The organism is Actinomadura sp. NPDC049382 (assembly GCF_040677125.1).
In the GTDB taxonomy this organism is placed as follows: Bacteria; Actinomycetota; Actinomycetes; order Streptosporangiales; family Streptosporangiaceae; genus Spirillospora; species Spirillospora geliboluensis.
Map to the genome: position 1 here is coordinate 24,851 of NZ_JBFARO010000015.1, position 11,961 is coordinate 36,811.

The 11,961-nt window shown below is 74.6% G+C and carries 8 protein-coding genes; 4 read left to right on the plus strand and 4 right to left on the minus strand.

Going from position 1 to position 11,961, the window contains the following annotated elements:
* Positions 1–14: 14 nt before the first annotated feature.
* Positions 15–914 (plus strand): tetratricopeptide repeat protein, encoded by a 900-nt coding sequence (locus AB0K34_RS12575; protein WP_301178010.1) that lies wholly within the window; start codon positions 15–17, stop codon positions 912–914.
* A gap of 50 nt (positions 915–964) precedes the next feature.
* On the opposite strand, the gene AB0K34_RS12580 is transcribed toward AB0K34_RS12575, so the two are convergent.
* Positions 965–1,807 carry an alpha/beta hydrolase gene (locus AB0K34_RS12580; RefSeq protein ID WP_301178011.1) on the minus strand — a complete coding sequence of 281 codons (843 nt, stop codon included), beginning with the start codon at positions 1,805–1,807 and terminating at the stop codon, positions 965–967.
* 111 nt (positions 1,808–1,918) lie between these two features.
* Between AB0K34_RS12580 and AB0K34_RS12585 the strand changes: the two genes are divergently transcribed.
* The 3 genes from AB0K34_RS12585 (at position 1,919) to AB0K34_RS12595 (ending at position 4,896) form a co-directional block, all read left to right on the plus strand.
* A complete protein-coding gene (locus AB0K34_RS12585; protein WP_240808543.1) occupies positions 1,919–2,371 on the plus strand; it encodes a MarR family transcriptional regulator in 453 nt (150 codons plus the stop codon).
* Positions 2,372–2,507: 136 nt separating this feature from the next.
* Positions 2,508–3,611, plus strand: a complete 1,104-nt coding sequence (locus AB0K34_RS12590) for a cystathionine gamma-lyase (protein ID WP_205719682.1) — start codon at positions 2,508–2,510, stop codon at positions 3,609–3,611.
* Between the two features lie 34 nt (positions 3,612–3,645).
* Positions 3,646–4,896 carry a hypothetical protein gene (locus AB0K34_RS12595; protein ID WP_138641521.1) on the plus strand — a complete coding sequence of 417 codons (1,251 nt, stop codon included), beginning with the start codon at positions 3,646–3,648 and terminating at the stop codon, positions 4,894–4,896.
* A 30-nt stretch (positions 4,897–4,926) separates the two neighbouring features.
* Here the strand turns inward: AB0K34_RS12595 and AB0K34_RS12600 are convergent, their stop codons facing one another.
* From AB0K34_RS12600 to AB0K34_RS12610, 3 genes are read right to left on the minus strand one after another with little or no spacing between them, the layout of a single operon-like run.
* Complete coding sequence (locus tag AB0K34_RS12600; protein ID WP_301178012.1) at positions 4,927–7,092, minus strand: DUF4132 domain-containing protein; 2,166 nt, start codon at positions 7,090–7,092, stop codon at positions 4,927–4,929.
* 44 nt (positions 7,093–7,136) lie between these two features.
* On the minus strand, positions 7,137–10,502 hold the full coding sequence (locus AB0K34_RS12605) for a DUF4132 domain-containing protein (protein WP_138637605.1): 3,366 nt from the start codon (positions 10,500–10,502) through the stop codon (positions 7,137–7,139).
* A 48-nt stretch (positions 10,503–10,550) separates the two neighbouring features.
* Positions 10,551–11,939 carry an FAD-dependent oxidoreductase gene (locus AB0K34_RS12610; protein ID WP_138637606.1) on the minus strand — a complete coding sequence of 463 codons (1,389 nt, stop codon included), beginning with the start codon at positions 11,937–11,939 and terminating at the stop codon, positions 10,551–10,553.
* Between the last annotated feature and the right edge of the window lie 22 nt (positions 11,940–11,961).

An 11,961-nucleotide genomic window follows, 5' to 3' on the forward strand; every position in this document is an offset into this window, starting at 1 on the left:
GGAAGGGCACCCCCATGATCCTCGCCTGCTCCGGCTGGGCCTGCACGCGCCTCATCTCGGTGTCGAAGGTGCCGGGCGGCAACCCGGTCGCCCGCAACGACCCCGAGGGCTTCGCGATCGAGTTCATGATCTGCGGCGACTGCGGCAAGAACTTCTGCGACCGCTGCCACGCCCCGGGCTCGGTCTTCCGCGCGCCCCGCTGCGCGCACTGCGGCGGGAAGCTCGTGCCGGGCCGCAGGCTGGAGCAGCTCAGCGGCCGCCCCCGCCCCGCCGAGGTCGAGCACCACGACCGGGCGGTCAGCGCGATCGGGTCCGGCCGGTTCGAGGACGCCCTGCGCGACCTGGACGAGGCCATCAGGCTCCGCCCCGCGTACGCGACCGCGCACCACTGGCGCGGCATCGCCCTCACCGACTCCGGGCGTCCCGCCGAGGCGCTCGCCGCGTTCGAGGAGGCGATCCGGCTCAACCCGTCCGACGTGCCGTCCCGCTTCGAGAAGGCCCGCGCGCTCTCCCTCCTGGAGCGGGACGCCGAGGCGCTCGCCGCGTACGAGGAGACCGTCGCCGTCGAGCCCCGCTACCCCGCGCCGCAGGTCAACCGGGCGGTCCTGCTGATGGACGCCGGCCGGGACGCGGAGGCCCTCGCCGCCATCGACCAGGCCATCGCCCTGCTCACCTCCGGAACCGCCGTGGGCGCCGGCCAGTACGACCTCGCGAGCGCGCATAGCGTCAAGGGCGCGGCGCTGGTCAAGCTGGACCGCTGCGAGGAGGCCCTGCCCGTCATCGACTACGCCATCGACAACGGCCCCGACTCCTGGAACGACCACTACAACAAGTCGGTCGCCCTCGAAGCCCTCGGCCGCATCGAGGAGTCCGAGATCGCGCGGAACATCGCCGACTCCCTCCGCGACGCCTAGAGGCGCCCCACGGGGAGCCGTCCCCGGCCCCGCGCGGCCGTCCGTCCAGGTCAGGCGTCCCGCAGGATGTCGCGGAGCCGGGCGGCGTAGGCGCGCGGGTGGGTGGTGTTGCCGTTGTGGCCGCCGGGGAGTTCGGCGATCCCGGTGCCGAGCAGGGCGGCCAGTTCCTCGGCGCAGCGGTAGTCGAAGACGGTTCGCGGGGTGGTGCGGCCCGCGGCGGGGATGATGCGCGTCCGGGTGCCCGCCAGCTCGGCGACCGGGAGGGTGTCGTCGATGACGGCGGTGAAGTCGCGCTCGATGAAGAACCCGAAGTTGGCGATGCGCCGCGGGGTCATGGGTTGGGGAGTCAGGCCGGGTTCGGCGCCGGGGGCGGCGGGGTCGATGCCCAGCACCTCGGTGATCGTCCTCAGCGCGGGGCCCAGGCCGTCTCGACGGTAGAGCCGCTGGATGCCGGCCAGTTCCGCTTCGTGGTGCGCGCGTTCGGCGGCGGGCAGCAGGCGCGGCGCGACCGGCTCGTGCGCGATGAGCGTGCCGACCTGGCCGGGGTGGCGGACGGCCAGGTGCAGGCCGATGACAGCGCCCAGGCTGCAGCCGAGCATCGCCGCGGGCTCGTCGGTGAGCGCCGCGAGCAGGTGGTGCGCGTCGTCGGCGTGCTCGGCCAGCGTCACTCCCCGGCCGGGGTCGTCCGGAGTACTGCGCGATAGGCCGCGCCGGTCGTAGGTGACGACGGTGTAGTCGGCGGTGAGCCGGTCGACCAGGTCGGTGCTGCGTCCGGCGTCGCCTTCGCCGCTCTGGGAGATCAGCAGCACCGGGCCGGTGCCGCGCACCTCGTAGTAGAGGGTCGCGTCCTGGACGGACAGATGGCCTGCCCTCGCGGTGCTCACAGCGGTCATCTCGGGTTCCCTTCTCACCGGCGGCTCCGGGCGCCGCCGTCGTGGATCACCGTAAAGCATCAAACTTGATACATCAAGACTGATACATCTTTTCTGATGTATCTTGGCGGGGTGAACGGAGTCGAGCTGTTCCTGCTGGGCCGCACGCTGATGAAGATCGGTGAGGAGGCGCTGCCCACCGAAGGGCTGGGCGACCAGCCGACCGGCGTCCGGACCGTGCTGATCGTGGTCAGCGACGTGCGCGCGCACCCCGGCGGCGCGATCGGCGAGATCGCCGCCCGCACCGGCCTGCCGCAGAGCGCCGTGTCGGCCGCGGTGGCCCGCCTCCGCGAGGCCGGCGCCGTGGTCGCCGAACCCGACGCCCGGGACCGCCGCCGGCTCCTCATCCGGCCCGCGCCCGGCGTCTCCGACCGGGTGGAGCAGGTCCGCGCGACCTCCATCGACGCCGCGCTGGCCAAAGCCCTGGACACCACCGACTCCGAGCGGATCGCCCAGGTCAGTGCCCTCCTGGAGCAACTCGCCGAGCACCTGACCCCGCAGACGCTCACCCGCCTCCGCGACTGACCGCCGGCAGGGGCCGCTCCGTGCGCCTCTCCTCCGCCGCCAGGACGGGGCCGCGGCCCAGTGGTGGAAACGGACCGGCGTACCGTGGTTCACGGTCCGTGCACGGGCGATGGGCCGAGGGCTTGAGGAGGCGCGGGTGACGATCGGGGACGGGACGCTGGCGGTGGGGGCCGGGCGGCCGGAGGCGGAGAACTTCGCGCCGGGGCTGCCGGGGCCGGTGTTCGCGGCGCATTACCACCTCGCCGGCGAGACGGGCGGGCCCTACACGTACGGGCGCGACTCCAATCCGACGTGGACGCTGCTGGAACGGGCGATCAGCGAACTCGAAGGCGGCGCCGAGGTCGTGTCGTTCTCGTCGGGAATGGCCGCCGTGGCGGCCGTGCTGCTGTCGCAGGCGCGGGCGGGCGATGTCGTCGTGCTGCCGAATGACTGCTACATGGCGACGCGCGAGTTGAAAGAGCGGCTGGAGTCGTACGGGGCGGTCGTGCGAATGGCGCCCACCGGCGGGGACGCGCAGATCGCACTGCTGGACGGAGCGCGCCTGGTATGGCTGGAGACGCCGTCCAATCCGCGGTTGGACGTGTGCGATATCGCGCGGATCACCGAGGCCGCGCACGCGGCGGGCGCGCTGGTGGCGGTGGACAATACCCTGGCCACGCCGCTGGGCCAGCGGCCTTTGGAGCTGGGCGCCGATTTCTCCGTCGCCAGTGACACCAAGGCGTTGAGCGGGCACGGGGATCTGCTGCTCGGGCATGTCGCGACGCGGAATCCGGAATTGGCCGAGGGCGTCCGGTTGTGGCGGAAGACGGTGGGCGCCATTCCCGGGCCGATGGAGGCGTGGCTGGCGCACCGGTCGCTCGCCACGCTGGAGCTGCGGCTGGAGCGGCAGGCCGCCAACGCGATGGCGCTGGCGGAGGCGCTGCGGGGGCGGGTCGACGGGCTCCGGTATCCGGGGCTGCCGGACGATCCGTCGCACGAGGTCGCGGCCCGGCAGATGCGCCGGTTCGGGTGCGTGGTGTCGTTCACGCTGCCCGGCGAGGCCGCGGCCGAACGGTTCCTGGGGTCGTTGCGGCTGGTCATGCAGGCCACCAGTTTCGGCAGCGTGCACAGTTCCGCGGAACGGCGCGGGCGCTGGGGCGGCGACGCCGTGGAGCCGGGGTTCGTTCGTTTCTCGGTCGGCGTCGAGAACACCGAGGATCTCGTGGCGGACGTTCTCCAGGCGCTGGAGAAAACGGTGTGAATGAACGGGGCGGGCCGCTGTAACGTGGCCCGCCATGAGCGACGCGCGTGCACTTCTGGAAAGCGGCGACATCCCCGGGCTGATCCGGCACCTGCGGTTCAACGCCGGCGGCATGGAACTGGGCGAGATCGCGCGGCTCATGGAGGGCGCGGCCGAGCTGTCCGGGTTCGACGACCTGCGGGACGCCGCGCGGGCGATGGCCAGCGAGCAGGGGCCGCAGCAGCTCTACGACTTCGGTTACGCGTGCATCGAGCGCGGAATCCCCTTCCTCGCGATCCCCCCGCTGCGGCGCGCGGTGGAACTGCTGCCCGGCGAGCCCGTGCTGGTCATGGAGCTCGCTGCCGCGCTGGAGCGGGAGAACCGGCACGCCGAGGCGGTCGCCGTGCTGGAGCCCCGGGTGGATTCGCTCGATCCGTGGCCCGCGCGGTACCTGCTCGCCTACAACGCGCTGTTCTCCGGGGACGTCGACCGGGCCGGGCGGGAGGCGGGGCGGCTGCCCGCGCCCGAGGACGAGCAGTGGCTGCCCGCCCGCGACCGGCTCGCCCGGATGATCGCGCGGGCGGCGGCGGTGCGGGCCGTCGCCCCGCTGGACGCACGCGACCTGCGCGGCTGGCACTTCGCGCTCACCGGGAGCCTCCTCGCCACGATCTCGCCGTACGGGTTCGAGGACGGCATGACGGGCCGGTTCGCCTACATGTCCGACGGTTTCGGGATGTGCCGGCGGAGCCTCGACCGGCTGCGGCTGGTCCTGGACGCGGCGGGCCGGCGGCCGGCGTCGGTCGGGCTGCTCCCCGACCGGTCGAGCACGGTCCTGGGGCTGGCGGCGGCGCGGCTGTTCGGGCTGCCCGCCGAGCCGTTCGCGCCCGGTCGCCCCGATGCGCTCGTCGTCGCCTACGACCTGAACGAGACCGAGGTCGAGGGGCTGCGGGAGCGGGCCGAGGGGCAGGTGCTGTTCGAGCACGCGTCCTGCTGGACCGACCCGCCGGTGGTGAGCGCCGACGTCACCGGTTTCCTGCACCAGGTCGTGAAGTCGCCGTGGGGCGAGCGGCTGCGCATGACGCCGGGCGGTGAGCCCGAGACCGTGCCGCCGGACGAGCGCCCCGTGGAGGAACTGGCCGCCGAGATCGTCCAGGCGGCCCCGGAGGCGGTCGACGACGACGGCGCGCCGCCGGACCCCGACGCGGTGCTCGCCCGGCTGGCCGGCGCCGTCCGCGGCCACTGGCTGGCCGGGCCGAGGGACGCGGTGCGCTCCCCCGGCCCGGTGCCGAGCAGCCGCTTCGCCTAGTCAGCCGCTTCGCCTAGTCAGCCGCTTCGCCTAGGCCGTCAGGGACGTCAGGTCGGCGAGGAGTTCGGAGACGAAGACCGGGTCGAGGTCCGCGAAGCCGTTCTCGATGACGCGGGACGGCGCGTAGTCGCCCGCCCACTTCCCGATCCAGACGTGCTCGATCGTCTGCTCGGGGTTCAGGTCGGTGTAGCCGACGGCGATGCCGGGCCTCAGGTCGAGCACCACGGCCGCGTTCGGGGCGAGCGTCCAGGACATCCAGCGCTCGATGCCGTTGTCCTGCGGCGCGCCCCGGCTCCACGCGGACCGGGTGAGGCCGAGGAGCCTGCCGGTCGGGACGGTCAGGCCCTCGAACCGGGCGAGCCGGCCGTCCGCGCCCTCCCCCTCGGCGAGGGTGTGGACGGGCCGGCCGAGCTGCGGGAACGGCTGCAGGATCTCGTAGTCGCCGAACACCTCCGACCACGCGTCCAGGGTGTCGCCCAGCTCCAGCGGATGCGCGATCTGGACCGCCGCGCCCTCCGGCAGTTCCACCGCGTCGTCGTTCAGGTCGGCGAACGTCAGGTCCTCGGCGACGCGGAAGGCCCGGTCACCGCTGAGCCAGACCAGGCGCCGCGCGAGATGCCTCATCAGCGGGTGGCCGACGACGTACTCGCCGAACTCGGCGGCCGTCCACTCCCGGCCCATGACCATGGCCGTCTCCAGCCGGGCGACCTGGACGGACGCCACAGCGCGCAGCTCCTTCTTCAGCTCCGCGAACCGCTGGTAGGCGGCGGGTGCCAGGTCGGGGTCGTCCTTGGCGCCCGGCTTGGGCAGCGACTTGCGGGCCCTGCCGTTCTCGTCCGCGACGACGGGCTTGAGCTGCTCGTCGAACCCGACGGTGAACCGGCGCGGCCCGTAGTCGAGGGTGAGGGCGCCGCCGCCGTCCAGGCCGAAGCTCGGGACGAGGCGGTCGGCGAGCTGGTCGCGGGTCAGGCCGCGCTGCTTCGCCGCGAACGCCAGCCGGCGCCGCGCCTCCTCCTTCAGCCCCTTGTACTTCACCTTCTGCGCGATGCCGTCGAGCTGCGTGAGCGCGGTGTCGCCGCCGATCTCGACGAGGACGCCGAGCCCGTGCACGGCGCGGCCGTGCCCGCCGGGCTGGCCCGGCCACTTCTTGATGTGCGGGGTCAGGCGGCGCACGGTCTCCTCGTCGCCGAACCGTCCGAGCAGGGACAGCACGAACCCGCTGCGGCCGGGGAAGCGGGCCGCCTCCCACGCCTCGAACAGCGCCCACGAGAACGCGGTGAGCGCCTCCGGCTCGCACACCTCGGCGGCCCCGTCCACGACCGGGGCGACGTCGATGCCCCGGCCGTCCGGCACGGCCATCGCGAGCAGGAGCGTGCGGAGCGCCTCGGGCGGCAGTTCCCCGCCGCCCTTCAGCGCCGGGGCGGGCAGCGCGCCCAGGTCGAGCCAGGCGGGGAGGGGCGGCGGCTTGTACGGGGGCTGGGCGGGCGCGGCGGCGGGCGGTGCGGCGGCCAGGAGCGCGGCGACCGCCTCGGCGGCCTCGTCGCCGTGGACGCGGGCGGCCTCGGCGACGTCGCCCTTGATGGTCCGCAGCGCCTTGACCGCGTTGCGGCGCGGGCCGACGCGCTTGCCGAGCGCGTCCGGCACCAGGTAGGGGACGGCGTCCAGGCCGTGCCGGGCGAACCAGTCGGCGGCGAGGTGCTGCACCGACTTGAGCCGGTACAGCCAGTCCGCCACCAGGCGGGCCACGTCGGCGGACAGGAACGGCTCCAGCACCGGGCCCGTCCCGTACGGGTTCTGCTTGGCGAGCCGGAACGACACGTCCCAGGCGTCGGTCTCGAAGCGCGCGACGATCGGCCGGAGCGAGTGGGCGAAGTCCCACGTCACCTCCGGCTGCCAGCCGGCCAGCAGCGGGCGGGCCAGATGCTCGGGCGCCGCCGCGAGGAACCCGGCCCGGGTGGGCTCGTAGCCCATCCGGCCGTCCCGGAACTTCTCGGCGGCCTCCTCCCATTCGCCGTCCCGCCAGGACCCGTAGGGCTCCCTCGCGGCCCATTCCTCGCGTTCGCCCGGCGCCCAGCGGATCGTGCGGCCGCCCGGCGGTTCGAGGCCCGCGACGAGCACCGGCTCGTCGCCCGGCGGGGTCGCGGCGGACTTGCGCGCCGCCCACGGCGGTTCCAGCAGCGCCTTCGGCAGTTCCATGGCTCTCTCTCGGGTCGGCAGGTCGGGCTAAGCGGGTCAGGAGGTCAGGAGGTGAGGGTCGCGAGGTCGGCGAGGATCTCCGACGCGGTCGCCGGGTCGAGGTCGGCGAACGTCCCCGTCGGGTTCTCGGTGCTGAGCCAGAACTGCTCGGGACGGGCGGCCAGGCCGACCGTCACCAGCGTCTGGTCGGGGAACTCGTCGGGGATCCCGACGGCGATGCCGGGGTCGAGGGCGATCGTGAGGTACCGTCCGCCGGGGAGCCGCCGGGAGATCCAGCACTCGACGCCCGCGTCCTGCGGCTCGCCGCGCTGCCAGCCGCGCGACGTCAGCCCGAGGAGCTTGCCGAACGGCACCGTCCGGCCCTCGAACTCCGCCAGCCGGCCGGACGCGCGCTGCTCGTCCGCCAGCCGGTGGACGGGCCGTCCGAGCTGCGGGAACGGCTGCAGGATCTCGTAGTCGGCGAACACCTCGGCCCACGGCTCGACGTCGAGGTCGACGGGGTGCGCGATGCCGACGGACGCCGAGTCGGCGAGGATAAGGACGTCGTCGTCCACGTCGGCGAACGTGCCGTCCTCGGCGACGCGGAACGCGGTCGTCTTGCCGCCGTCCCCGTCGCCGTCCCCGCCCCCGTCGAAGGCGAGCCAGACCAGGCGCCGGACGATGTGCCGGACGAGCGGGTGCCCGGCCAGCAGCTCGGTGAACTCGGCCACCGGCCAGCGGCGGCGCGTCACCATGCACGCTTCGAGGCGGCGGATCTGGTCGGCGGCGGCGGTCCGCACGTCCTTCTTGAGCGTGGAGAACGCCTTGTAGGCCGCGGGGGCGAGCTCGGGGTCGTCCTTGGCGCCCGGCTTGGGGAGGGCCTTGCGGCGCTTGCCGTCCTCGTCCATGACGAAGGGCTTGAGCTGCTCGTCGAACCCGACGGTGAAGCGGCGCGGACCGTAGTCGAGGACCATGCCGCCGTCGGCGTCGAGCCCGAAGTCGGGGACGAGCCGGTCGGCGAGCTGCTCGGCTGTCAGGCCGAGCCCGGCGGCGACCTCCTCGATCTTCTCCTGCGCCTTGCCCTTCAGGCCCTTGAACTTCACGCGCTGCGCGATGCCGTGCAGGTGCATCAGGGCGACGTCGGTGCCGATGGCGGCGAGCACGTCGAGGCCGGTGACGGCCTTGGCGTGGCCGCCGCCGCCCGGCCAGGCCCGGATCAGCGGGGTCAGTCCGCGGACCGTGGTGTCGTCGCCGGTCAGGCCGAGCTGCGTCAGCGCCCACCCGTCCTTGGGCGGCGCCCCCTGCGCCTCCCACGCGCGGAACAGCGCCCAGCCGAACCCGGCGAGCGACTCGGGGTCGCACAGCTCGCGGACGGCGCCCACCCCCGCGTACTCCGCGCCGGGCTTGGACATCGCGAGCATCGTGACCACGTGCTGCGCGGCGGCGGCCGGGAGGGCGTGCGCGCGGTCGCGGAGCAGGAGCTGCGGGAGCAGGCGCGCGTCGGACCACCCCCCGGTGGCCGGCATCTTCGCGGGCAGGACGTCGAGCGGGTCGGCGGACAGCAGCGCCTCGACCGCCCCGGCGGCCTTGTCTCCGTGGACGCGGGCCGCCGCCACGACGCCCTCGGCCCCGTGCCGCTCGGCGATGGCGCGCAGCGCGCCCTCGGCGGCGCGGCGGGCGGCGCCGGCCTTGCCGAGCGCGTCCGGCAGCAGCGCGGGGACGGCCGCGTGACCGTGCCGCCCGAACCAGGCGCGCGCCGTCTTCCCCGCCTGCTTGAGCCGGGCGAGCCAGTCGGCCATCAGCCGCGCGACGTCGTCGCTCAGGTAGGGCAGCAGGATGTGGCCGCAGTGCGTCGGGTCCAGCCGCGCCAGGCGGACGGCGCCGTCCAGCGCGTCCAGCTCGTAGCGGGCCACGATGACGGGGCCCGCCTCGTCCATCCCCCACGCCTCGGTTGGATGCCAGTCGACGAGCAGCGGGCGCACCAGTTCATCGGGCGCCTCCACGAGGAACGTGATCTCCTGGAAGGCGGGCAGCTCTCCCTTCTGGAACTTCGCGGCCTGGACGTTCCAGTCCAGGCGCTTCGCCCAGCGCCAGCGGTGGTGGAGGTCGGCATCCCAGGCGTCGCGCTCCCCCGGCTCCCAGGCGATCGAGCGCGTGCCGGGCGACGGAACGTCCTTGATGACGACGGGCTTGGCCTTCGTCCGGGGACGGGTCCACGGCGGGGCGGTGAGCAGCGGCGGCAGCGCCTCGGGCGCCGCCTCCGGGACCCGGGCGCCGGTGTCGCGGAGTCGCTCGATCGCCGCCCGGGACTCCTCCGGCAGCTCCGGCAGCATCTCCTCCAGCAGTTCCGGGTGGGTGAGGACGTGCTGCCGCAGGACCGTTTCCACTTCCGGCTTCCCGGCCGACGCGGCCAGCGACCGCATCGCCCGTGCGGGGAAGGACCCGGCGGCGGCCAGCAGCACGGGCGGGACGTGGCGGTCGCCGACCCGGTCGACCAGGGCCTGGAACGCCCCGTCGACGGGCAGCACGGCGAGGACGCCCAGGATGGTCCGCTTGGCGTCGGTCCCGAGGTACTCGCCGTCCAGCGCGCCCGTCAGCAGCGGAACCGCGCCGGCGGGCCCGATGCCGTCGATGAGGGTCGCGAGGATGCTCAGGGCGCGGTCGCGGTAGCCGAGCGGGAGGCGGTCGGCGTCGACCTGCTGCGGGTCGCCGAGCGAGCAGAACAGCATCCAGCGCAGGTCGTTGTGGACGGGGATGGCCTCGATCTCGGGGTCCGCGCACACCTCGTCCACCCAGTCCCGCCGGGTCGGCACCAGGTAGGAGACGACCAGCCGCTGCAGGGACGTCCGCCGGCGGGCCGCCAGCGACTCGACCGCCTCGGCGTAGACGTCGTCGTCGGCGGCGGCCAGCAGCGCGCGCAGATGCCGGGCCTCCCCCTCCCGCGCCCACCAGCCCCCGATGTAGTCGGAGGCCGTCGAGTCGCGGACGCCCGCCCATGTCCGCTGGATCCCGGCCTGGACGTAGTCGACCGTGATCGCGGGCTGTTCCGCGTAGGCGCAGGCGGCGAACGGCAGGCCGTGCTCGGCGGTCCAGGCGTCCAGGAGCGGGGACTTGCCGCCGAGTTCGACCAGCCCGCCCTCGGACACCGCGACGGCGGCGGCCACCGCCGCGCCGAGCGGGTCGGGCGCGCCGCCCAGGTAGGCGCGGGCGTGCTCGGCCAGCGCGGGCGTCGTGCCGGGCAGGGCCAGGATCTCCTCGACGCGGCCGCGCACGGCGTCCAGCAGCGCCCGCGCCTGGCGGAGCGCGGCGTCGTCGGACCGCACCGCCGGGCGGCGCGGGGACCGGTCGCGGCGCGGATGGATCAGCCCCCGCCACGCGGCCGGCGTCTCCCAGGTGTTCTCGTCGGCCGTCCTCGGCCCCGTCGTGCTCATGGCGCCACACGTTAAGGGAGAACACCGACAAAGCGATCAGGAAACCGGTCAGCACCCGGCGCGCATGTCCGCCTCGACCGCGTCGGCGGCCTTGCGGGCGGCGACCAGCACCGGGTCCCAGACGGGCGCGAACGGCGGCGCGTAGCCGAGGTCGAGGCCGGTCATCTCCTCGACCGTCATCCGGTTCCACAGCGCGATGGCGAGGCCGTCGATGCGCTTGGCGGCGTTCTCCCGCCCGACGATCTGCGCGCCGAGCAGCCGGCCCGACCGGCGCTCGGCGACCAGCTTCGTCTTCATCTCGGTGGCGCCCGGGTGGTAGCCGGCGCGGGTGGTGGACTCGACGGTCGCGGTCACCGCCGCGAACCCGGCGGCGGCCGCCTCCCGCTCGTTCAGCCCGGTCCGCGCCACCTCCCAGTCGCAGATCTTGGACACGGCGGTGCCGAGGACGCCGGGGAAGGTGGCGTAGCCGCCGCCGAGGTTGATGCCGGCGACCCGGCCCTGCTTGTTGGCGTGCGTGCCGAGCGGGATCGCGGCCGGACCGCCGGACACCAGGTGGCGGCTCTCGACGCAGTCCCCCGCCGCCCACACCCGTTCGGTCCGGGTCCGCATCCGCCGGTCGGTGACGACGCCGCCGGTCGGGCCGGTCGCGATCCCCGCCGCGCGGGCGAGCCCCGTCTCCGGCTTCACGCCGAGGCCGAGGACGACGAGGTCCGCCGGGAGCGTGCGGCTCCCGGTGCGGACGGCGGTGACGTACCCGTCCGGCCCGGTGTCGAAGCCCTCGACCGGCTCCCCCAAGTACAGCTTCACGCCGAGGCCGCGCATCGCGTCCGCGACGGTCGCGCCCATGTCCGGGTCGAGCGTGCCCATCGGCTGCTCCGCGGCGTCCACCAGGGACACCTCCAGGCCGCGCATCACCATCGCCTCGGCCATCTCCAGGCCGACGTAGCCGCCGCCGACCACGACGGCGCGGCGCGCCTCGCGCTCTTCGAGGCCCTCGACGATCGCGACCCCGTCGTCCAGGATCTGGACGCCGTGCACGCCCTTCGCGTCCACGCCCGGCAGCGGCGGCCGGACGGGCACGGCGCCCGTCGCGATCATCAGGTCGTCGTAGGACTCCCAGCGCTCGCCGCCGCCGTCGACGTCGCGGAGCCGGACCCGGCCGCCGTCCGGGTCGATCTCCACCGCCTCGGTGCGCATCCGCAGGTCGATGCCCCGCTCGGCGAACTCGGCCGGGGTGCGGGCGATGAGCTGGTCCAGGTCGCCGACCACGCCGCCGACGAAGTACGGGATCCCGCACGCCGAGTAGGACGCGTAGTGCCCCCGCTCGACGGCGATGATCTCCAGTTCGTCCGGGCCGCGCCGCCGGCGGGCCTGGGACGCGGCGCTCATCCCGGCGGCGTCGCCCCCGATGACGAGCAGGCGTGCACGTGCGGCCATGCCGGTTCCTCCCAGAAGATCG